This window comes from Kitasatospora sp. NPDC094015 (genome assembly GCF_040304075.1).
Lineage (GTDB): Bacteria > Actinomycetota > Actinomycetes > Streptomycetales > Streptomycetaceae > Kitasatospora.
This window is the reverse complement of sequence record NZ_JBEOUL010000024.1, coordinates 16,008-35,747: the sequence shown is the minus strand read 5'-3', so window position 1 is coordinate 35,747 and position 19,740 is coordinate 16,008. Positions and strand designations below refer to the sequence as shown.

Sequence of the window (19,740 nt, the reverse complement as noted above, 5' to 3'; positions counted from 1 at the left end):
GACACTTAAGTGTTCGTTAGAAGTTGTAACCCGAAGGCAGGCGAATGGTCAAGAGCATTCGTGACAGGTTCTCACCGTCGTGTGGACCTGTAGTCAAATCCGGGTCGGTGCCCGCCCGCCCGACGGCCGGTCCGACGGCCGGTCAGGGCCGGGGCGCGGCGCGGACCAGGTCGGCGACCGGGCGCAGCCGGCTCTGCGGGGGCCAGGCGATCACGGTGGTGACGGGGGGTGCGTCCAGGACCGGTACGGCGGCGAGGTCCGGGCGCAGGTCGGCGGCGGCGGAGGCGGGGACGATCGCGGTGGCGCGGCCCAGGGCGATCAGCTGGAACAGCTGGGTGAGGTTGCGCACCTCGGGGCCCGGCCCCTGGGGGTAGTCGCCCGCGGGGCCGGGCCAGCGGGCCATCGGCAGGTCCGGCAGTGCGGTGACATCGGCGGTCAGCAGCCGCGGGCGGGCGGCGAGCGCATGCGTGGCGGGCAGGACCGCGACCTGGCCCTCGGTGTCCAGGGTTTCGGTGTCGAGCCCGTCGGCGCAGTCGAAGGGCAGGTGGAGCAGGGCGACGTCGGCCCGGCCACCGCGCAGGAGTTCCTGGTGTTGGTGCGCCTCGCAGAGCAGCAGGTCGACGCCGGCCGCGCCGGGCTGCGCGCCGTAGGCGTCGAGGAGTTCGGCCAGCAGCCGGCCGCCGGTGCCGGCCTTCACGGCGAGCACGAGCCGGTGCCGGCCGTCCTCGGCCTGCCGGGTGCGGCGCTCGGCGGCGGTCACCGCGCCGAGGATCGCGTGCGCCTCGGACAGCAGCACGGTCCCGGCCGCGGTGAGGGTGACCTTGCGGCTGGTGCGTTCCAGCAGCGTGACCCCGAGGTGCTGTTCGAGCCGGGCGATGGCGCGGGACAGCGGCGGCTGGGCCATCCCCAGACGCTCGGCGGCCCGGCCGAAGTGCAGTTCCTCGGCGACCGCCACGAAGTACCGCAGCTCGCGAATCTCCATACCCGCACGGTAGCCGCGGACGCGGGCCTGATCGATACCGCCAGGGTATCGCCGGGTCGCCGCCAGGGTGTTGGTGCGCCGCCCGTCCGCGTCCAGGATCATGGTCATGAGCGAGAAGACGATCGCGCTGGTCACCGGCGCGAACAAGGGAATCGGGTACGAGATCGCGGCCGGGCTGGGCGCGGCGGGCTGGACCGTCGGCGTCGGCGCCCGGGACGAGCGGCGCGGGGCCGAGGCGGTGGCGCGACTGCGGGCCGGTGGCGTCGACGCCTTCGCAGTGCCCCTGGACGTGACGGACGACGGGAGCGTGCGCGCCGCCGCCCGGCTGGTCGAGGAGCGGGCGGGCCGCCTCGACGCGCTGGTCAACAACGCCGGCATCGCGGACCCCGGGCCGCAGGAGCCCTCCGCCCTCGAACCCGCCACCGTGCGCCGGCTGCTGGAGACCAACGTCATCGGCGTTATCCGGGTCACCAACGCGATGCTGCCGCTGCTGCGCCGTTCCGCGCACCCGCGGATCGTCAACCAGTCCAGCCATGTCGGCTCGCTGGCCCTGCAGACCGCACCCGGCGTCGACCTCGGCGGGATCAGCGGGGCGTACGCACCGACCAAGACCTACCTCAACGCCGTCACCGTCCAGTACGCCAAGGAGCTCGCCGGGACCGGCATCCTGATCAACAACGCCTGCCCCGGCTACATCGCCACCGACCTCAACGGGTTCACCGGCACCGGGACCCCCGCGCAGGGCGCGGCGACCGCGATCCGGCTGGCGACCCTCCCCGACGACGGCCCGACCGGCCAGCTGTTCGACGACGGGGGAGTGGTGCCCTGGTGACGCCCCGGGCAGCGCGCCACCAGAGCCCGGGAGGTCACCCGGGCAGGCCCTGACGGCCCGTCGCGGAGGTGAACCCCAGCCAGGTGTGCCGGTTGCCCGCCCAGCACCAGCCGACCTTCGGGGCGTTGCGGCGCTCCCGGCCGTCCCGCCCGGTGCCGTTGCTGATCCAGATCGCGGGCGTACGGGCGTCGAGGGTCCCGTCGGGCCTGCGCAGCCGGGAGCCGATCGTCATGAAGCAGCGGTTGCGTTCCAGCACGTCGGGCTGCTGGAGCAGCCAGTGGATGCCCTCGGTGAGCAACAACGGGGTACGGGCCTCGGCCACCAGGGCCGGCAGCGCCTCGTTCGGGCTCCAGCCGGCCATCCGATCGCCGCGGTCGGGACCGGTGAGGAGCTGGAGCGGGGAGCCGGGCAGCGCGAGCGGGTCGAGCGGGGCGAACAGGTCGACGTCCGCCATGTCGGCGACGACGAAGCCCGGCCGCCCGTCGCGGCGCAGCAGCGGCGCGAGCGCGGAGGCGGGGACGCGCCCCGGATGGACGGTCAGCAGCGCGCCGGCCCCGCCCCCGGCGGCCTCGGCGCGGGCCCGGACCGTGGCGGCCTCGGCGAAGGAGCGGACCTCGGCGGCCGACAGCCCGGCGAGCCCGTGCACCCCCAGCTCGATCAGCCGCTTGGCCTGAACGCTCGGCGCCGGAAGGACGGGAAGCGGGACGGAGGTGGGTTCGGGCACGATGCTCCCAGGGACGGCGACGTGAACGGAACACCTCGCAACGGGCGCAGCCGCCAGGGCATTCCCGCCCGCGGCCTGCGGCGGCACCCTGATGGTCCTTCGGCCCGACCTGACGGCCGGCGGCGAGCAGCTGTGGAGCGCCACCCTGCGGCAGCCGACGGGACCGTGGTCGGCGTGAGCGCCGGGAACGTCCCTGGCCTGCCGGAAGGCGCTACGCTGCACGGCTGTGAGAACACCCAAGCCGCTCGTGGTCCCGCTGGTGCTCGGCTGCGCCGTGGCCTGCTTCGCCTGGATCTGGGTGGTGACGGGCGCCATGACAGGCTGCTCGCTGCGCGACGCCTACCTCGCCGACGAGCTGGCCGACGACCCGGTGCTGGACGTCGCCCGGCCGGGGTCGGTGCGGGTCGACGAGGCCTTTCACGGGTGCGACGAGGACGACGGCTTCGCCTACGCCGGCCGGACCTACGACCATCCGGGTGGCCGCGAGGACCTCGTCGCCTTCTTCCGGACCGCCGTCACCGAGGCCGGCTGGCAGTCCGAACCGAGCGAGAGGCCGGGCGGACCCAGCTGTTTCACCAGTCGCCGGGGCGACCTCACCGTCCACCTGGCCCTGTCCTTCCCGGACCTGTACAACGTCCCGGGCGAGCAGGAGTCGCCGCCCAGTCGGTACACCGTCGAGCTGAGGGCGAGCCACGACGGCTCCGCCTGGTGCTGACCGGTGGACGCCGCGCGGGCCCCCGCCGGTGATCCGGCGGGGGCCCGCGGCACGGGTGGGTCCGTGGAGCGTTCTCAGCTGGTCGGCACCACGTTCTCGGCCTGGGGGCCCTTGGGGCCCTGGGTGACGTCGTACTCCACGGTCTGGCCCTCGACCAGTTCCTTGAAGCCGTTGGTCTGGATGGCGGAGAAGTGGACGAATACGTCCGGGCCGCCGTCGTCCTGCTGGACGAAGCCGAACCCCTTCTCCGAGTTGAACCACTTCACAATGCCGGTTGCCATGGCAGTCGATCCTTCACGAGCGTTCCACGTGGGCTGCATCCGCAGCCCTCTCGATGATGCCCGCCCGCGGCACCTATCGCCCTTCGGCGCGCCCGGCGCGCCGAAGGGCCGCGGCCTTCCGCGTCAGAGCGGGGTGAGGACGTCCTGGTGCGCCCCGTCGAGGACGAGGCCGTTGTCCAGCCGGACCCGGACCGTCACCACGCTGCCCCGCTCCCGGTGGGCGGCCCACTGCGGCTCCAGCGCGGCGAGCTGCTCCTCCAGGCGGGTGCGGCTGGCCTCCGGCATGGTGTGCCCGTAGTCGTCGAAGAGCGTCTTGAGGCGCTGGTACTCGCGGACCTCCTCGCTCTCCGGGAGTTCCCCGTCCACCCGCTCGACGACGCCCTCGAGCCCGGCGCCCAGCGAGAGGAACCCGACGACGGCCCCCTCGTCGCCGGCGAGCGCCTCGCCGAGCCCGAGGTCCTCGGCCAGCCTGACACGCCGCCCTTCCTCCAGGGTCATCCGCGCTCCGCCTCTCCGTCGGTGGGAGCCGCCCGGCGCGGCCGTCCCGTTGCCCGGCCATTATCCGCCGGGCCACCGGCGGCGCTGCGGGACCACTGCCCACCCCCGGCGGCGGATGCTGTCCCACCAGGTCCAACGTCCTTGCCCGGACGGTTGGTTCCCCACGGAGATGTGACATTTCGCCCAGCCGGCCGCCCTGTCGCCACCGCCCCCGAACGGCCCATACTCCAGGACCTGACGAGCCGACGGACGAAGGAGCACGATGGGCGCAGCGGCAGCAGCAGCGGGGACCTGGCGACTCGGGGACCTGGAGGTCAACCGCATCGGCTACGGCGCGATGCGGCTGACCGGCAACGGCATGCGGGGGAACTCCGACGGCCCGCCGATCGACCGCAGCGCGGCCGTCGCCCTGCTGCTCAGCGCATTCGAGCAGGGGGTCGACCACATCGACACGGCCGCCTTCTACTTCTCGCCGCTGCGGTCCGCGAACGAGCTGATCAACCGCGCCCTGTCCTCCTGGCGCGGTGGCCGGGTGACGGTGGCGACCAAGGTCGGCCCGGGCCGGGACGCCTCCGGGGAGTGGCTCGGCATGGCCCGCCCGGAGGAGCTGCGCGGCCAGGTCGAGGAGAACCTGCGCCAGCTCGGCCGGGACCACCTCGACGTGGTCAACCTGCGTCTCGTCAACCTCGGCACGGCCTCGCCGGCCGAGCACTTCGGCGCCCTCGCCGAACTCCGCCGGGCGGGCCTGATCCGGCACCTCGGGCTGTCGAACATCCGGCCGGAGCACCTGACCGAGGCCCTGGCGATCGCGCCCGTGGTCTGCGTGCAGAACTCCTACGGACTGGACCGGCGCCACGCCGACGACACCGGGCTGATCGACCTCTGCGGACGCCACGGGATCGCCTTCGTCCCGTACTTCGCCGTGTCCGGGCTGCGGAGCGAGGCGGCCGCCGGGCCGGAACGCGACCGGCGGGTCCACGCGGTGGCGCGTGCGCACGGTGCGACCCCGGCCCAGGTCCGGCTGGCGTGGACGCTCCACCGCGGCCCGCACGTGCTGGCCATCCCCGGCACCACGGACCCCGCCCACCTCGCGGAAAACATCGCCGCCGGGGCCCTGCGCCTGACCTCCGAGGAGCTCGCCCTCCTCGAACCGCCGGCCGAGGAGGCCCGATGACGAGCGGGTCCACCCCCACCGGCCCGGCGTCGGGCCACCGCGCCGTCGAGAACCTGATCGCCACCTACGCCGAACTCGTGGACGACGGCGACTTCGCCGGGCTCGGCCGGCTGCTCGCCCGCGCCACCTTCACCGGCAGCGGTGAACCGGTGAGCGGCCGGGAGGCGATCGAGCAGCGGTTCTGCGACACCGTGATCCGCTACGAGGACGGGACACCGCGGACCCAGCACGTCACCACCAACCTGGCCGTCGAGGTCGACGAGGACGCGGGCACGGCGGTGTCGCGCTCCTACGTCACCGTGCTCCAGGCTCTCCCCGGGTTCCCGCTGCAAACCATCGCCGCCAGCCGCTACCGGGACCGCTTCGAACGCCACGACGGGCAGTGGTCCTTCGCGGAGCGTCAGGTCCGGATCGCCCTCGTCGGAGATGTGAGCCGCCACCTGCACCGCCCCGCGCCGTAGCGGCCGCTCGGGCGGTGCCACCGACCACCGCGACGACGGGCGGCCGTACCGCTGACGGTCACCCGGTCGCCGGTCCGCGGGGGTCAGGGGCGGCCCAGCAGGGAGACGCCCGCGGTGGAGTCGTTCCGGGCGGTGAAGAAGTCGGTGAAGGCGGTGACGAACTCCTCCTCGCTGATCCGGCCGTCACCGTCGGCGTCCAACTGCCGGAAGCCGTCGTTGAGTTCGGCCGGATGGACCCGGGACCCACCGAACAGCACCCGGTACTCGTCCTCGCAGAGGTACCCGCTGCCGTCGGCGTCGGCGGTCCGGAACAGGGCGCGCATCGCCGGGGCCAGGGCCTGGTCCAGGTAGGCCGGGTCGCGGTCGATGCCGGCCAGCATCGCGGACACGAACTCGCCGCTGTCCACGGCGCCGTCGCCATCGGTGTCCATCGCCGCGCGCAGCTGCTCCCACCAGCTCTCGAACGCGGCGTACAGCACGTCCTCCCGCTCGGCGGGGACCTCCAGCTGCCAGCAGATGGTGTGGACCATGGCCTGGAGGTCGGCCGCGTCGACCCGGCCGTCGCCGGTCTGGTCCAGGACCTGGTGGAAGAAGGTCTCCAGGCGGGCCCGGCGGGAGTCCGCGATGCGCGGCCGGGGGACCGGGCGGCCCGGTGCGCGCCGAGGAGCCGGGCGCCCGCCGTCGGTGGCGGAGGAGCGGCGGCGGTAGCGCAGGTCGTCCGGGAGACGGGTCATCACCTGCCGCATCCCCCGGTGCAGCGTCCAGGACAGCGCGGCGCCGGAGACCGACGGGCGGGTGCCGAACCTCTCGTGCCAGGCCGGCGGCAGGTCGGCCAGGGTGAGGCTGCCCAGCAGGCGGGCCACCACCACGCGCAGCACCGGCCACGCCGGCGCCAGCCGTCCGAGCCTGCGCGGGGCGGGCGCCTCGCGCAGCATCTCGAACAGCAGGTGGCGGACCATCGTGCCGTACTCGAGGACCTCGCGGACATTGCGCTCCACGTAGGCCGGCACCTCGGCGGCGGTCGGCGGCAGCACCTCGCCGGGGATGCCGAGTTCCTCGCAGACCTCCCTGAACTCGGCGTACAGCGCGTCGAGTTCGGCCGGCCGAAGCCGGCGGCCGGAGAGTTCGTGCATGGCCGTGATGGCCTCGTACAGCGTGACCATCACCCAGGCGCGGACCTCGGGGTCCTCGGCGGTGTACGGGCGGCCGGCGTCGTCGGTGCCGTGGATCCGGCGGTGGGTCCTGGCGAGCCGGGCGACCTCCAGGGCGCGTTCCTGCGGGCCGGCGGAGAACAGCCTTGCTCCGCTGTCCATGGTGTGCTCGATCCGGCGCCACGGGTGCGCCCGGTAGGTCGAGTACCGGCCCATGCCGGCCGCGACCGCGGGGTGCGCCGCCTGCATGACCAGCAGTCGCCAGGCCACCAGTCCGATCCGCCACTCGCCGAGGCTGCGGCGCAGCGGATTGCGGTCGTCCGGTAAGGGCGTGGACGTCATGGGGACTCCAGGGGTGAGCGGGCGGTCCGACACCGGGTACAACGGCGCGCCGGGCCGGACGGCACCGTGGATCACTCCTGCGTGCACACCCTCGAACCTCCGCTCGTACCCGAACCCGTCGGGCCGGGTCAGCGTGCGGACGACCGCCGGGTGCGGCTGCTCACCGGTGGGCCAGCACGTTGACGACACGGCCGTTCGGGTCGCGGACGAAGAAGCGGCGCACTCCCCACTCCTCGTCCTGCAAGGGGTGGACGATCTCCGCGCCGCCGGCGAGGACCGCCGCGTAGGCGGCGTCCACGTCGTCCACCTCGATGCTCAGATCGGGCACCACGGGCGCCGTCAGGTCGCTCTCCATCAGGCTGATCTGCGCGCCCGGGGCGGTGGGGGAGGCCAGCGTGACGATCCAGCCGTGGTTCATGACCTCCTCGAAGCCCAGCAGGCCGTAGAAGTCCCGGCTCTCGCGCACGGCCTGCGACCGGACGTTCGGCACCACACGGTGAACGGTCATCAACGCCTCCTGTCGGCCCTCGGTGACTCCAGCGATCCTGCCACGGGCCCGCCGTCCGCTCCCGGAACCCGGCCGACTATGACAATCACCAGTACTTGACACCGCCTAGTACTAGCGACAGTCTTGGTGCTGTGACCTCCAGCCATGACCCGCAACTCCTCAAAGGCGTCCTGTCGCTCCTGCTGCTGCACCTGCTGGCCGAGCAGGAGTCGTACGGGTACGAGGTCGCCCAGCGCCTCCAGGCCGCCGGTTTCGCCGACGTCCTGGAAGGCACCGTGTATCCCGCGCTGGCACGCCTCGAACGCGAGGGGCGGCTGGCCACCCGGCTGGTCGCCTCCTCCAGCGGTCCCGCACGCAAGTACTACCGACTCACCGACGCCGGGCAGCAGGCGCTGACCGCCGGCACCACCGGCTGGGCCCGGCACGTCGCCGGCGTCGACGCCGTCCTCGCCCGCCCCCTGCCCGACGCACCGCAGAAGGGTTCCTGACATGCCGCACACCACCACCTGGCTCGACCGGGTGCGCATCGAGCGCGTCGTCTGGTCGCTCGACCAGCGCCTGTACGGCCTCATCCCGTCCCGCACCCGGATCGCCCGCCGCCGCGAGGTCCGCGCCAACCTGCTGGCCGCCGCCGCCGAGGTGGGCACCACCAAGGCGCTGCGCCAGCTGGGCGGCAGCCGGGAGCTGGCGCACGAGTACCTGAACGCGGAACTCGGCGAAGGGCCGCGGCACTCCTGGCTGGCCGCCACCCTCTTCCTGTTCACCACCCCGCTGCTGCTCAACTTCTTCCTGGGCGAGGTGACCAACGCCTACCAGCGGGCGGTCGCCGACCTCGCCCCGGGCGGCGACGGCACCTTCACCGGGAGCGGCGTCCAGTGGCTGCAGAGCTCCGTCACCGTCGTCGTCCACCACGGCGAGGCCAGCCGCTCCGGCGGCGCCTGGACGCCGCTGGCGTACGCGCTCGTCCTCGTCGGGACGATCGCCTGCGGCCGTCTCTGGCGCGCCCTGCCGCGCCGGGGCCAGGACGCGCCCTCCGCCGGGGAGACCCTGGCGGGCTGAGCCCCGTGCCACGTCCGACCTGTACGGAGGGGGCCGCGCTCAGAGCCGGCGCGGCCCGACACCCTCCTCGGCGAGCGTGTCGCCCGGATTCAGCAGGGCGCAGGCCTTCATCGAGAGGCATCCGCAGCCGATGCACCCGGTGAGCTCGGCCTCCAGCCGCTCGATGGTCAGCCGGCGCTCCTCCAGGCGGCGCTTCCAGCCGCGCGAGGCGCGCTGCCACTCCTGGTGGCTCGGCGGACGGTCGAGCGGGACGTCGGCGAAGGCCTCCCGGAGGTCCTGCAACGGGATGCCGATCCGCTTCGCCACCGACACCAGCGCCACCCGCCGGAGCATGTGCCGCGGGTAACGGCGCTGGTTGCGGTCGTCACGCTCGGACGCGATCAGGCCGAGCTCCTCGTAGAACCGCAGGGCCGAGACGGCCGCCCCGGTCCGCGCGCTCACCTCACCGATGCTCAGCCAGTCGTCGGCGCTGGCCCGGACGTCCTCGGAACGCTCGCTGCTCATGGAAGTCCTCCCCTTGACCTCAAGATTACTTGAGGTCCTAGCGTCGCCTGCGTCACCACGACGAGCAGCAACGACCCGGAGAGGAGGGCAGCTCGATGACCTTCGTGATCGCCTTGCCCTGTGTGGACGTCAAGGACAAGGCATGCATCGACGCGTGCCCCGTCGACTGCATCTACGAAGGGGACCGGATGCTCTACATCCACCCCGACGAATGCGTCGACTGCGGTGCCTGCGAGCCCGTCTGCCCCGTCGAGGCCATCCTCTTCGAGGACGACACCCCCGAGGAATGGGAGCACTTCACCGCCGTGAACGCCGAATTCTTCGCGGACCTCGGCACCCCGGGCAGCAGCGTCCGGCTCGGCCCGGTCGGACGGGACCATCCGACCGTGGCCGCGCTGCCGGCCCAGGCCCCGCCGCCCGGCCCGGACGGTGCGGGCGACTGACGGCCATGCTCCGGCGGCCGGCGCCGGCTCACCGGCGGGTGGCCCGCAGCAACTCGATCCGCCAGCGGGCCGCGCCCGCCTCGGGCCGCTCCTTGACCCGGGCGGTCAGGCCCCGGCCGAACCGCCGCACGGTCCGCGGCTCGACGGCCGCCGGGCCCGCGAACAGCGACGGTCCGAACGCCGCCAGGAACGACGCCGCGACCTCGCCGGCGTACGCGTCGAGGTCACCGTCGACGCCGTACCGGCTCCACATCGGGTCCTCCAGCACCGCGAACTCCGCCTCCTCCAGCCGGAACCACTGCGCCGCCGGCCCGCCGCGCAACGGGTCGAGGTACTCGGCGGTGGTCCTGTTCCAGGTCGGAACGGTCATCGCGGCCAGCTGGTCGGCCGTCAACTCACCCTGCCGCAGCAGCTCCTGCAACTCGGCGAGGGCCAGGTCGAAGAGCCCCTCGGCGCCGCTCAGGCCGTCGTCGGTGGCAGCCCCGCCCACCACCACCAGCTGCCCGCCCGGCACCAGCTCGGCCGCCCGGTGCCGCAGGAAGTCCGTCCAGTCCGCGGCCGACTGCCGCCGCAGCGCCTCCCGGACCGGGCCGGCCGCCCGCGAACTGTAGACGTGCCCGTCGACCGGCAGCGGGAGCCGGGACAGCCAGTGCACCGCGATCGAGCACCAGGCGAGCTGCAACTCGCCCGGCGGGAACAGCGGTTCGTAGAAGGAACGGGCCTGCGCGCAACCGAAGACACCGGGCCCGCCCAGATAGGAGGTCGGACCGCACAGCGTGGCGAACAGCGCCCCGAAGTCGTTGCCCGGGATGTCGGTGTGGGTGACCTGCACCGACATCCCGGGCCGCCGGGCCCGCACCGCCGCCACCGTCCGCGCCATCGGTTCCATCGCGTTGGTCCCCGCGGCGCAACCCAGGTCGGCGACCCGGAACGCCCGTCCCTCCGCAGGAAGCGGGACGGCCCGCAGCGCCCGGTCGAGCATCCCTTGCGCCGCCGCCAGCCCCGCGTGCTGCGCCGCGGAGTGGCTGCCGTACCCACTGCCCATCACCCCGGAACCGCTTCCGGTCATCGCGTCGACCTCCTCGGTGCGGCGGGTCTGCCACGCTAGCCGCGGCCGGCCCGCGCCCCCGTGACCCGCGGCCCGGCATCCGGGTGACGGCCACGGCCACGCCCGACCGCCCAGGGCGAGCGGCGAAAACCCGTGGCACCCGGCGCGCCGGGCCGGTCACAATGACGCCTCTCGACGCTGGGAGGGCGCGACTTGACGGTGTTCGGGTGCAAGGGGTGCGGCACGGTCCTGACGGCGCCGGTCTCCGAGGTGGCGCTGCCGATCCACCTGAACGGCACCCACTGGGAGACCCTCCACCCACCCCTCCTGGCGCCCGGAACCTTGGCCCTCTCTTCCGGATCTTGCCGGGCGCACGACGCTCCCCCAGCCTCCGGCCGGGAGGTACCCCCAGGCATCCAGCCTCGCCTGACGCACCGGCGAAACGCCCAAGTGCACCCAGCACGAGGACGTTCCGCCGGCACGCCCAGCCGGGCGCGAAATGGGGGCACCTCCCAGCCGGAGGCTGGGGGAGCCGCGCGCTGATCCGACAAGATCCGAAAGAGAGGGCCTACGCCGTCGACCCGGAGCCGTACGGGCCACCCTGGCGTCCCTGGGCGGAGATCGGTGAGCGGGAGGCCGCGGAGCGTGGATACTTCGTCCCCCGCCACGCGCTCTCCTACGGGCCGTCCGGCACCGTCCTGGTCGCCCCCGGCGACACCCGCGCCACCATGCTCCTCCCGGACCGGCTCGACGGCTACTGCCTGGGCATCGACGGGCGCGACGGGCCCAACCTCGGCTGCGCCGGGTGCGGGCTCGAGGTCGGCTTCCGGATCGACGACCGCGGGGCCTGGCAACTGGTCCGGCTGCACCCGCAGGCGCTGGTCCGGCTGCCGGCACCGGCGGAGCGCCCGGTGCTCGGCTGGGCCCGGGCGCTGCGCGACGGCGGCCCCGGGCGCGACCTGAGCGAGTACCGCGACATCCCCGCCGGCGTCGCGCTCGCCCACCTGGTGGCGGCCACCGGAGGCCGGCCGGTGGAGCCGGCCCCCGGGCCCGTCGCCGAGCTGTTCGGCCCGGCGCTCGCCGCACTGCTCCCGCCGCCGAGCCGGGGCGCACCCCGGGTCGACGTGGCCGGCCCGGGGGTCGGTGGGCCGCTCCCGGATCTCGAGCTGGTCCCGGTCCACCCGCAGACCGGCGAGGTCCGGCGGCCGGGTGGCCCAGCGGTCGCCGTTCCGGTGGAGGCCGAGCTGTGGTCCTGGCTGGCGTTCCCGAGCGGGCCGCCCCGCTCTCCCGTCATCGGCGGCCTGCCGACCGGCTGGACGCCGCAGGACCTGCTGCCGCTGCGGTCGGCGGATCCCGTCGAGCCGTCGTGGCAGAGTTGCGCGAACACGCTGGAACGGCTGGCCGCGGTCCGGGAGCCGTGGCCGCGGGCGCTCCACCGTCGGTGGTGACGCGGCGTCGGGTCGAAGGGAAGGGCAGGTGCGGGCAGGTGGAACGCTGGACGCGGTCGGGGGTCCGGTTGCGCCGGATCGCGGCGACCGAGGGGCGGTGGAACTGGCTGTTCGTCCCCGGCGGCCCAGGGCTGGGCTCGGAGTCCGTGCAGGGGCTGGCCCGCGCGGCCGGGGTGCCGGGCACGGTGTGGCTGGTCGACCTGCCGGGGGACGGCTCCAACCGCGCCGTACCGCAAGCCGGCGGGAGCCCGTACGACCGGTGGCCGCAGGTGCTCGCCGAGACGGTGGACGCACTCGACGACGTGGTCATGGTCGGCCACTCCACCGGCGGGATGTTCGCACTGGCCACCCCCGCGCTGGAAGGGCGGCTGGCCGGCCTGGCCCTGGTCAGCAGCGCACCGCACGCGGGCTGGCGCGAGACCTTCATCCGGTGGGCCCTGGCCCATCCGCTCCCTGGGCTGGACGAAGCCGGCGCCGCCTACGCGGACGACCCGAACGACCGGACGCTGCGCGCGCTCACCCTGGCCGCCGCGGCCTGGAACTTCACCCCCGCCGGGCTGGCCGCCGGCCGCACGCTGCTGGACGGCCTGCCGTTCTGCAACGACGCGGTGGCCTGGGCCGACGCCCACTTCGACGACACCTACCGGGCGCGCTGGACACCGGCGGCCGGCGGACCTCCGACACTGATCGTGAGCGGCGCCGAGGACCATGTGGTCGACCAGGGTCTCTGGCGGCAGGACGCCTCCTTCGACCGGCCCCACGTGCTGCACCGGACCATCGAGGGTGCGGGCCACTTCCCCTGGCTGGAGAATCCGGCCGCGCTCCGCGGGGCCTTCGCCGAACTGACCGCTCTGCTGGACCGCGGCGCCGGCCGCCCGGAGACCTGACCCCGGTGCCCGGCGGACGCGGGGTCAGCCGCCGCTGTCGGTGATCCGCCGCAGCACCGGGTGGTCGAGGTCGTCGTTGCCGACCACGATCGTCGCGTGCGCGGCCGGGTCGACCTCCGCCAGGTACCGCCGGCAGGCGGCGTGGTAGCGGTGGTCGAAGGCGTGCTCGGCCTCGGCGAGGCCGCCGAACAGCTCCGCGTCGCGGCGGGTCCCGCGCCGGCGGGCGACCGGGAAGCTGGTGTCGGTGAACACCACCTCGTCCCAGAGTCCGGCCAGTTCGCGGCGCTGGAGGAAGCTCCCGTCCACGACCAGCACCGCGTCCGCGGGGAGGGCGGTGGGCGGTTCGTCGGTCGCGCGGTCGGCGGCCAGGTCGATGATGCGGCTGCGGTGGTGCAGATCGCCGCCCGGGCCCAGGGGGACCAGCACGTGCCGGGCGAACGCGGGGAGGTCGTAGGCGTCCTGGTAGTAGCCGACCGCGCTGTCCCGGCCCTGGCGGTGGCGGTGGGCGCGCGGATGGTGGAAACCGTCCATGGAAAGGTGCACGGCCGGCCGGCCGCGGTCGGCCACCGCCGCCGTGAGCGCACGGGCGAGCGTGGTCTTCCCGGCGGCCGTGATGCCGTCCACCGCGACCCGCAGGGGATGCCCCGGCCGCCGGGCGGCGAGGTGGTCGGCGATGCGGCCGATCACCTGCGCACGGTCGAGCCCGTCGAACGGGTGGCCGGACCGCGGCGGATCGTTCTTGATCAGTTCGGTCATCCGCCGCATCCTAGCGCCGCCCGGGCCCTGCACCGCGTGTACCGACCAGCGCGCCGTCCGGTCGAACAGCGGCCCGAATCCGTTGGACAGCGCCGGGATACTTCCGTCATGGCCGTCACCCGGTCGGGACCCGAGCAAGTGCCCGACGACCGCGGTGGCGGAGCAGGACGGTGTGCCGATGGACGGGATGACGATGCCGGGGATGTCGCTGGACGCGCTGGACGCGGTGGTGTGGGACGGGCTCGCGACGAGCCACCCGCTGGTGGCGGTCCAGGAGGTGGAACAGGCGCTGCGCCGGCTCGCGCTCGCCGGTGCCGGGGCGACGGAGGAGGACTGCGACCCGCTGTACGCGCTCGGCACGCGGGACGGGGGCGAGACGCCGTCGGCGGCGGCCGTCGTACTGCCGTTCCTCGTCGCGCTCGCTGCCGACCCCGCCGTGGGCCCCCTGCGGACCACGCTGGTCGAGGTGCTGGCGGGCGTGCAGGCACCGGCTCTGGCAGGCGAGGACTGGTCGGGAGCGTGGGCTCTGCTCGGCGACCCGGATCCGGCGGTGCGTCGCACGGCGCTGCCCCTCGCGCGCGGCGTCGCCCACCTGGTGGAGCGGTGGCGGGAGGAGCAGGATCGGTCGGTCCGGCCTGCCGTGCTGCTGGCCCTGGGGGACGCAGCGGCCGACCCGGGGACCGAGCCGGACGCCGCCGACCTCGCGCGGGCGGTGCTGGTACAGGCGCAGGCCGGGGACGACCCGGTGCTGTACGTCGCCGCCGTCTACGCCGCCGCCGGCCCGGACCCGCGGCAGGCGGTCCGTCAGCTGGACCGGCTGGTCGAGGTGTTCTCCGATCCCGCGGCGCGGCCGCGCTTCGAGGACGTCTGGTTCGCACCGGGGTGCGACGATGCCTGCAGCCGGGAAGACCTGCTGTGGTGGATCGACCGCCGGCTGGAGTGCGACCCGCAGGCGCAGCTGTCGTTCGCCACCCGGTTGATCGAGGCCGCGAGCCGGACGGGTGACCGCCTGCTGGGTCGCGAGGCGATGGACCTCGCGTGGCGGCACCTCGTCGAACGGCGCTCCGCGGCAGAGGTGTTGCTGCCGCTGGCCGGCGGGCTGCTGGCCGATCCGGACGGGGCGGTCCGGCTCCGCGCGGTGAACGTCCTCGCGGCACTGGGGCCTGCCTCGGCGCCTTACGCCGACCGGCTGGCCGGGATGCTCGGCGACGACGGGGCCGACGAGTACCTGGACGGCACGGTCGGCGAGCTGGCCCGATGGGCGCTGGCCCGGATCGGTGACCCGCGCGCGCTGCCGGGCCTGGTCGGGCGGCTCCGGGCGCAGGCGGGGGAGGGCCGTGGCTACTGCACCGCGGACCCGAGGCGGCCGAGCCTCGAGGATGTGCTGATCCCGCTCCGGGCGCACGCCGATGTCCTGGTGCCGGAGATCCGGGAGGCGATCCGGCAGGACGGGGCCCGGGGCGGCGCGATCTGTGGTCTCCTCACGGTGCTGGCGGCCTGGGGCGAGGCGGCGGCTCCGGCGCTGCCGGAGGTGGTGCCGCTGCTGGCGGACACGTGGTCCTCGATCGACGCCCTCGGCGTGTTGCGGACGATGGGCCCGGCCGCCGCCGACGCGGTACCCGCTCTGCGGAGCTGCGAGGTGCTGGACTCCCCGGCGAGCCACTGGTTCGTGGCCTGGACGGCCGCGCTCCTGCGCGGGGACCGGGCGGCGGCCCTGCAGCTCGTCGGCGACGCGGTACTGGCCGCGCAGGAACCCGACCTCGGGCCGTTCGGCGCGCTGGCCGAGCTGGGCCGCGACGCCGAGCCGTTCGCCGGGCGGGTCCGCCGCATCATGGACAGCGGCGCCCGCTGGACCCGGCTCACCGCGGCGAGCACGCTCTGGTCGATCACCGGCCGGGCCCACCCGAGCGTCGAGGTCCTGGCCGAGTCCGTCCTGCCGGTCGCCGCCGGTGACCACGACGGGTTCAGGTACTTCGGCGACGCGCTCCGTGTCCTGATCCGGATCGGCGCGATCAGCCCGGCGATCCGCACCGCGCTGCTGACCACAAGGGAGTGGGACCGACGTCTGTCGCAGTCCGAGGGCTACGAGCGGATCCTCCAGGACGAGGAGATCCGCAGGCTGATCGAGCAGGCGCTGAGCTGCCCCGACCTTCCGGACGCCGGCCCGGTGCAGGGCTGACCCGGCTCGGGCCCGGATCCGTCGGTGCCCGCCCCGTGGCCGTCGAGGCCCCGGGGCGGGCGCCGGTGTCACTTGCGCCAGAAGAGGTGGTGGACCACGCCGCTCGGGCTGGGCACCACGTCGAGGTGGAACCGGTCGAGCAGTTCGTCGGGCGAGGTCCACAGCCGCAGCCCCGACCCGAGCTCCAGCGGTGAGACCGCCAGGTGCAGGGTGTCGACGAGGTCGGCGTCGAGGAACTGGCGGATCGTCGACACCCCGCCGCCGAGCCGGACGTCCTTGCCCTGCGCCGCCTCGCGGGCCCGCTCGAGGACGGTGGCCGGGGCGGCGTCGACGAAGTGGAACGTGGTGTCCGAGAGCGTGTACGAGGGACGCTCGTGGTGGGTCATCACGAACACCGGTGTGTGGAACGGCGGCTCGTCGCCCCACCAGCCGCGCCACTCGTGGTCGAGCCAGGGGCCGCGCTGCGGGCCGAACTTGTTGCGGCCCATGATCTCGGCCCCGATGTTGTGCGAGAAGTCCCGCGTGAAGTAGTCGTCCAGGCCCCGGCTCCCACCGGGATCGGTGCGCATGGGCCAGCTCGCGGTGGCGCCCGCCCAGGAGAACAGCCGCTGGGGTGCGGGAAGACCGAACGGCACCTCCAGGCTCTGGTGCTCGCCGGCACCGATGCCGTCGCTCGAGATGTTGAAGTTCTGCACCCTCAGCAGTTGGGCCACGTGTTCCTCCTGTGGTGTGGTGCCCGGTCGGACGAACCGGTCGGCCGGGGAAGCGCGTTGTGCGGCACCTCCCGATGATGTCCCACCGCACCGACAACGGGCGCCAGGCACCGCGCCACGGCCGCGTCGTCGGCGCCCGCCCGGCTACCCGGCCCGGCCGCGGGTGAGGTCCGGCCGCGGGTGAGGTCCGACCGGGAGGCGACCTGGAGTTCGGCCATGGCCCGGGCGACGTGGTGCTCGACGGTGCGCCGGGACAGGTGCAGTTCCGTGGTGATCTGCCGGTTCGTCAGGCCGGTCGCCCTTCGTACGGCGAGCTTGCTCTCCCGGGGGAGAGTTGCTCGCCGTACGAAGGGCGCAGCAGGGCGCGGACCCGGGCAGCGTCCCAGGAGGCGCCGAGCCCGTCGAACTCCTCCTGCGCGACGGTGAGTTCGGCGATGGCCGCGCAGGAGTCGGGGTCCGCGGCGAGGGCCGCCCGGGCGGCCTGCTCGGCGATCAGGGCGGCTTCGTGGGGGCGGGGCAGGGCGAGGTAGGCCGCCCGGGCCTGCCGGTAGTGGGTGGCCGCGGTGACCGGGGCGCCGTCGGACTCGGCGAGCAGGCCGCGGCACCACGCGAGGGCCGCGTGGGCGAGCGGCAGGTCGCGGCCCTCGATCCCGGCCGCGAGCTCGGCCACCATGGTGTGGGCCCGGGGCGGGTGGCCGGCCCGGATCGTCGCCTCCACCGCCCACGGCGCGGCCTGGGCGGCCCAGGCCCAGACGCCCTTGGCGCGCAGCGCGGCCCAGATCTCGTCGGCCTCGTCGGCCGCCTCGGTCACCTCGGCGCGGGCCAGCGCGAACCGGATCCGCGCACCCGCGGACACCGTGCGGTGCGGGATCTCCCGGTCCGCCGGCTCGTCCCGGGTGAACGACGCGCCGAACTGCTCCCGGTCGCCCTTGGCGAGGGCGAGGGAGCCCAGCACCAGCTGGGCCTCGTCGACGATGCACGGCATCCGCTCGGCGTCCGCCACCAGCGCCCGGACCCGGTCGGGCAGTCCGGACCAGCGGCCGGTGACCCAGTCCAGCGCCACCGAGCCCAGTCGTACGACCTTCTCGACGTGGGGGGCGTCGCAGCGCGCGGCCAGCTCCCGGGCTTCGGCGAGCAGGTCGGCGACGCGGTCGTAGCGGCCCTGCCAGAACGCGCCGTCGGCCGCGTTGCACAAGGCGCGGGCGCACTCGTAGACGGCCTGCGGGTCGTCGCTGGTGCGGGGGAGGTCCGCCAGCAGCTGCCACACGCCGGGGTCGCCCGCGCACATCAGCAGCGGGATCCGGCTCGCCAGTACGGCGGTCCGGGCGGCGGGGCCGCCGGACCGGACGACGGCGGCCTCGGCCCGGTCCAGCCAGGCGCGGTTCTCCTCGGCGGACCGGCCGGGCAGGTGGGGTGAGGCGAGCGCGGCGACGGCGCGGGCCGCCAGCGCCGGGTGGTCCGCCAACTCGTCGACCGCCAGGGCGAGTTCTGCGCCGGCCTCGGTGCTCCGGTCGAGCTGGTCGAGCAGCAGCAGGCCCAGGCTGAGGCGGATCTCGCCGCGGACGGCCCGGGGCAGCGCGCTGTCGGCGACCACTTCGCGCAGCACGGCGGCGGTCTGTTCCGAACTGAGTCCGGGCACCGCGCTGCGGGCCAGGATCGCGCCGAACCGGGCCCGGTCCGCCCCGGGTACGCCCGGTTCGGCGAGGACCTCCTCGACCAGGGTGATGGCGATCTGGTGCGCACCGGTCCCGGCGGCCTCCTCCGCGGCCCTGGCCGGACTGTCCGGCCGGTCGGCCGGCTGCCCGGCCGCGCGGTGATGGCCGGCGAGGCGGACCCATGGCACCGGCTCCCGGCGGGCCAGCAGTTCGGCGGCCCGGTGGTGCAGATCCTGGCGGGCCGGCACGGGTACGGCGGCGCGGACGGCGGTGGCGGCCAGCGGCACCCGGAAGCCGTACCGGTCGGGGCCGAACCGGTGCAGCGCGGCGGTGCGCAGGGCCGCGAGCAGCGCGGCCCGGCCGAGGGCGTGGGGAAGTCCGGCGAGCTGGGCGAGTTCGGCCGCGCAGGTGGGCTCCTCGAGGACGGACGCGGCCCAGACGATGCGGCGCTGGGCGATCGGCAGGGCCGCGGTGCGGCCGAGCACCAGTTCGGCGAGGCGGACCGGGGGAGCGGGGGCGGTGGTGGTGCCGGGCCGCTGAGCGAGGTCGGCGACCAGGTCGGCCGCGACCTGGGCGACCCCGCCGGACCAGTGGTGCAGGCGGGCAGCGAGGTCCGGCGGGCAGTCGCCGCCGAGGGCCCGTTCGGCGAGGTGGCGGATCCCGCGCTCGTCCAGCGGGTCGAGCCGGACCCGGACGACGGTCAGGTCGGCCGGGTAGTCCACGGTGGCGCCCAGGGCCAGTCCGGGTTCGGGGAGTTCCTCCGGCCGGTAGGTGAGGACGGTGCACAGGCCGGCCGGCGGGTGCTCCAGCAGCCGGCGCAGGACCTGGCGGTGGGGTGCGTCCGCGCGGTGGACGTCCTCGACGACCAGCAGCCCGGTGGGGTGGTCGGCGAGGAGCGCGCCGAAGCCGTCGGCCGTGATGAGTGCGGGCCGGTCGGCCCCGGGTACCGGCGCGGCCCGCCCGGGTCTGCGTTCGAGCACGGCGCCGCCGCCGGAGAGCCGCAGCACCAGGGCGGCGGTGGCCGCGGTTTTCGGCGGTTCGAGCAGCCGGCGCACGAAGGTGGTCCGGCCGGTGCCGGCCTCGCCCTCGACCAGCACCAGCCCGCGGCCACCCGTGGCGACCGACCCCAGCACGTTCCGCAGCCGTCGCTCGTTCACGCCGTCGCGCATCCGCACGTCCTTTCGCCAGTCCTCGGTGTGCGGAGCGGGCGGCGGCACCGCGTCCGAGACCGCCCGCATCCCCCCGGCGCGACCGGCGACGAGGATGAGTACGAACCTACGGCCGTCCTCGGCCGTGGGCCCGCGAATTCAGGTGCCGCTAAGGTGCCGCACACCCTGCGCTGTGGTTCCGCCGAGGTCCGGCGCTGCGGGCCCGGCGGTC

Annotated in this window: 22 protein-coding genes; 10 read left to right on the top strand and 12 right to left on the bottom strand. The window is 74.9% G+C overall.

Annotation, left to right across the window (positions count from 1 at the left end; genetic code table 11):
• Positions 1–142: 142 nt before the first annotated feature.
• Positions 143–982: a LysR family transcriptional regulator gene (locus ABT014_RS25040; protein WP_350641369.1), complete on the bottom strand. Its 840-nt coding sequence runs from the start codon at positions 980–982 to the stop codon at positions 143–145.
• 106 nt (positions 983–1,088) lie between these two features.
• On the opposite strand from ABT014_RS25040, the gene ABT014_RS25035 reads away from it, so the two are divergent.
• Positions 1,089–1,814, top strand: a complete 726-nt coding sequence (locus tag ABT014_RS25035; protein ID WP_350641368.1) for an SDR family oxidoreductase — start codon at positions 1,089–1,091, stop codon at positions 1,812–1,814.
• Between the two features lie 34 nt (positions 1,815–1,848).
• Here the strand turns inward: ABT014_RS25035 and ABT014_RS25030 are convergent, their stop codons facing one another.
• Entirely contained in the window at positions 1,849–2,538 is a 690-nt protein-coding gene (locus ABT014_RS25030; RefSeq protein ID WP_350641367.1) for a DUF5701 family protein, read from the bottom strand.
• Between the two features lie 226 nt (positions 2,539–2,764).
• On the opposite strand from ABT014_RS25030, the gene ABT014_RS25025 reads away from it, so the two are divergent.
• A complete protein-coding gene (locus ABT014_RS25025) occupies positions 2,765–3,253 on the top strand; it encodes a hypothetical protein (RefSeq protein WP_350641366.1) in 489 nt (162 codons plus the stop codon).
• A 74-nt stretch (positions 3,254–3,327) separates the two neighbouring features.
• Here ABT014_RS25025 and ABT014_RS25020 read toward each other — a convergent pair whose 3' ends face one another.
• Complete coding sequence (locus ABT014_RS25020) at positions 3,328–3,534, bottom strand: cold-shock protein (RefSeq protein ID WP_350641364.1); 207 nt, start codon at positions 3,532–3,534, stop codon at positions 3,328–3,330.
• A 123-nt stretch (positions 3,535–3,657) separates the two neighbouring features.
• Complete coding sequence (locus ABT014_RS25015; protein WP_350641362.1) at positions 3,658–4,032, bottom strand: hypothetical protein; 375 nt, start codon at positions 4,030–4,032, stop codon at positions 3,658–3,660.
• 262 nt (positions 4,033–4,294) lie between these two features.
• Between ABT014_RS25015 and ABT014_RS25010 the strand changes: the two genes are divergently transcribed.
• Both ABT014_RS25010 and ABT014_RS25005 read left to right on the top strand, forming a co-directional pair.
• On the top strand, positions 4,295–5,206 hold the full coding sequence (locus ABT014_RS25010) for an aldo/keto reductase (protein ID WP_350641361.1): 912 nt from the start codon (positions 4,295–4,297) through the stop codon (positions 5,204–5,206).
• The gene (locus ABT014_RS25005) at positions 5,203–5,667 is read left to right on the top strand and encodes a nuclear transport factor 2 family protein (protein ID WP_350641359.1); all 465 of its coding nucleotides are present in this window, start codon (positions 5,203–5,205) and stop codon (positions 5,665–5,667) included. The genes ABT014_RS25010 and ABT014_RS25005 overlap by 4 nt, the downstream gene beginning before the upstream one ends.
• Positions 5,668–5,750: 83 nt before the next feature.
• Here the strand turns inward: ABT014_RS25005 and ABT014_RS25000 are convergent, their stop codons facing one another.
• Complete coding sequence (locus ABT014_RS25000; RefSeq protein WP_350641358.1) at positions 5,751–7,160, bottom strand: oxygenase MpaB family protein; 1,410 nt, start codon at positions 7,158–7,160, stop codon at positions 5,751–5,753.
• 160 nt (positions 7,161–7,320) lie between these two features.
• Positions 7,321–7,668: a VOC family protein gene (locus ABT014_RS24995; protein ID WP_350641356.1), complete on the bottom strand. Its 348-nt coding sequence runs from the start codon at positions 7,666–7,668 to the stop codon at positions 7,321–7,323.
• Between the two features lie 131 nt (positions 7,669–7,799).
• Between ABT014_RS24995 and ABT014_RS24990 the strand changes: the two genes are divergently transcribed.
• Entirely contained in the window at positions 7,800–8,156 is a 357-nt protein-coding gene (locus tag ABT014_RS24990; protein WP_350641355.1) for a PadR family transcriptional regulator, read from the top strand.
• 1 nt (position 8,157) lies between these two features.
• Positions 8,158–8,727, top strand: coding sequence for a hypothetical protein (locus ABT014_RS24985; protein WP_350641354.1), 570 nt, complete (start codon positions 8,158–8,160; stop codon positions 8,725–8,727).
• Positions 8,728–8,766: 39 nt separating this feature from the next.
• On the opposite strand, the gene soxR is transcribed toward ABT014_RS24985, so the two are convergent.
• A complete protein-coding gene (soxR, locus tag ABT014_RS24980) occupies positions 8,767–9,231 on the bottom strand; it encodes a redox-sensitive transcriptional activator SoxR (RefSeq protein WP_350641352.1) in 465 nt (154 codons plus the stop codon).
• Between the two features lie 95 nt (positions 9,232–9,326).
• On the opposite strand from soxR, the gene fdxA reads away from it, so the two are divergent.
• Positions 9,327–9,674 carry a ferredoxin gene (gene fdxA / locus ABT014_RS24975; RefSeq protein WP_350641351.1) on the top strand — a complete coding sequence of 116 codons (348 nt, stop codon included), beginning with the start codon at positions 9,327–9,329 and terminating at the stop codon, positions 9,672–9,674.
• A 28-nt stretch (positions 9,675–9,702) separates the two neighbouring features.
• Here fdxA and ABT014_RS24970 read toward each other — a convergent pair whose 3' ends face one another.
• Positions 9,703–10,743: a class I SAM-dependent methyltransferase gene (locus tag ABT014_RS24970; protein ID WP_350641349.1), complete on the bottom strand. Its 1,041-nt coding sequence runs from the start codon at positions 10,741–10,743 to the stop codon at positions 9,703–9,705.
• A 707-nt stretch (positions 10,744–11,450) separates the two neighbouring features.
• On the opposite strand from ABT014_RS24970, the gene ABT014_RS24965 reads away from it, so the two are divergent.
• Both ABT014_RS24965 and ABT014_RS24960 read left to right on the top strand, forming a co-directional pair.
• Positions 11,451–12,170: a hypothetical protein gene (locus ABT014_RS24965; RefSeq protein ID WP_350641348.1), complete on the top strand. Its 720-nt coding sequence runs from the start codon at positions 11,451–11,453 to the stop codon at positions 12,168–12,170.
• Positions 12,171–12,208: 38 nt separating this feature from the next.
• Positions 12,209–13,057 (top strand): alpha/beta fold hydrolase, encoded by an 849-nt coding sequence (locus tag ABT014_RS24960; RefSeq protein WP_350641347.1) that lies wholly within the window; start codon positions 12,209–12,211, stop codon positions 13,055–13,057.
• 24 nt (positions 13,058–13,081) lie between these two features.
• Here ABT014_RS24960 and ABT014_RS24955 read toward each other — a convergent pair whose 3' ends face one another.
• Positions 13,082–13,813: a nucleoside/nucleotide kinase family protein gene (locus tag ABT014_RS24955; protein WP_350641346.1), complete on the bottom strand. Its 732-nt coding sequence runs from the start codon at positions 13,811–13,813 to the stop codon at positions 13,082–13,084.
• A gap of 178 nt (positions 13,814–13,991) precedes the next feature.
• On the opposite strand from ABT014_RS24955, the gene ABT014_RS24950 reads away from it, so the two are divergent.
• Entirely contained in the window at positions 13,992–15,992 is a 2,001-nt protein-coding gene (locus ABT014_RS24950; protein WP_350641345.1) for a HEAT repeat domain-containing protein, read from the top strand.
• A gap of 68 nt (positions 15,993–16,060) precedes the next feature.
• On the opposite strand, the gene ABT014_RS24945 is transcribed toward ABT014_RS24950, so the two are convergent.
• Genes ABT014_RS24945 through ABT014_RS24935 form a run of 3 tightly spaced genes read right to left on the bottom strand, consistent with a single transcriptional unit; the run spans position 16,061 to position 19,529 of the window.
• The gene (locus tag ABT014_RS24945) at positions 16,061–16,705 is read right to left on the bottom strand and encodes a dihydrofolate reductase family protein (protein ID WP_350641344.1); all 645 of its coding nucleotides are present in this window, start codon (positions 16,703–16,705) and stop codon (positions 16,061–16,063) included.
• Positions 16,690–16,980, bottom strand: a complete 291-nt coding sequence (locus tag ABT014_RS24940; RefSeq protein ID WP_350641471.1) for a LuxR C-terminal-related transcriptional regulator — start codon at positions 16,978–16,980, stop codon at positions 16,690–16,692. The genes ABT014_RS24945 and ABT014_RS24940 overlap by 16 nt, the downstream gene beginning before the upstream one ends.
• A gap of 11 nt (positions 16,981–16,991) precedes the next feature.
• Positions 16,992–19,529 (bottom strand): helix-turn-helix transcriptional regulator, encoded by a 2,538-nt coding sequence (locus tag ABT014_RS24935; RefSeq protein WP_350641342.1) that lies wholly within the window; start codon positions 19,527–19,529, stop codon positions 16,992–16,994.
• Positions 19,530–19,740 lie beyond the last annotated feature (211 nt).

What these genes read in the sequence shown, in the direction of transcription:
- ABT014_RS24950 (WP_350641345.1), top strand. Translation starts at nt 13,992, where the DNA reads ATGGACGGGATGACGATGCCGGGGATGTCGCTGGACGCGCTGGACGCG.
- ABT014_RS24970 (WP_350641349.1), bottom strand. Translation starts at nt 10,743, where the DNA reads ATGACCGGAAGCGGTTCCGGGGTGATGGGCAGTGGGTACGGCAGCCAC.
- ABT014_RS24935 (WP_350641342.1), bottom strand. Translation starts at nt 19,529, where the DNA reads ATGCGCGACGGCGTGAACGAGCGACGGCTGCGGAACGTGCTGGGGTCG.
- ABT014_RS24955 (WP_350641346.1), bottom strand. Translation starts at nt 13,813, where the DNA reads ATGACCGAACTGATCAAGAACGATCCGCCGCGGTCCGGCCACCCGTTC.
- ABT014_RS25000 (WP_350641358.1), bottom strand. Translation starts at nt 7,160, where the DNA reads ATGACGTCCACGCCCTTACCGGACGACCGCAATCCGCTGCGCCGCAGC.
- soxR (WP_350641352.1), bottom strand. Translation starts at nt 9,231, where the DNA reads ATGAGCAGCGAGCGTTCCGAGGACGTCCGGGCCAGCGCCGACGACTGG.
- ABT014_RS25020 (WP_350641364.1), bottom strand. Translation starts at nt 3,534, where the DNA reads ATGGCAACCGGCATTGTGAAGTGGTTCAACTCGGAGAAGGGGTTCGGC.
- ABT014_RS25040 (WP_350641369.1), bottom strand. Translation starts at nt 982, where the DNA reads ATGGAGATTCGCGAGCTGCGGTACTTCGTGGCGGTCGCCGAGGAACTG.
- ABT014_RS25015 (WP_350641362.1), bottom strand. Translation starts at nt 4,032, where the DNA reads ATGACCCTGGAGGAAGGGCGGCGTGTCAGGCTGGCCGAGGACCTCGGG.
- fdxA (WP_350641351.1), top strand. Translation starts at nt 9,327, where the DNA reads ATGACCTTCGTGATCGCCTTGCCCTGTGTGGACGTCAAGGACAAGGCA.
- ABT014_RS25035 (WP_350641368.1), top strand. Translation starts at nt 1,089, where the DNA reads ATGAGCGAGAAGACGATCGCGCTGGTCACCGGCGCGAACAAGGGAATC.
- ABT014_RS24995 (WP_350641356.1), bottom strand. Translation starts at nt 7,668, where the DNA reads ATGACCGTTCACCGTGTGGTGCCGAACGTCCGGTCGCAGGCCGTGCGC.
- ABT014_RS24965 (WP_350641348.1), top strand. Translation starts at nt 11,451, where the DNA reads ATGCTCCTCCCGGACCGGCTCGACGGCTACTGCCTGGGCATCGACGGG.
- ABT014_RS24985 (WP_350641354.1), top strand. Translation starts at nt 8,158, where the DNA reads ATGCCGCACACCACCACCTGGCTCGACCGGGTGCGCATCGAGCGCGTC.
- ABT014_RS25005 (WP_350641359.1), top strand. Translation starts at nt 5,203, where the DNA reads ATGACGAGCGGGTCCACCCCCACCGGCCCGGCGTCGGGCCACCGCGCC.
- ABT014_RS25010 (WP_350641361.1), top strand. Translation starts at nt 4,295, where the DNA reads ATGGGCGCAGCGGCAGCAGCAGCGGGGACCTGGCGACTCGGGGACCTG.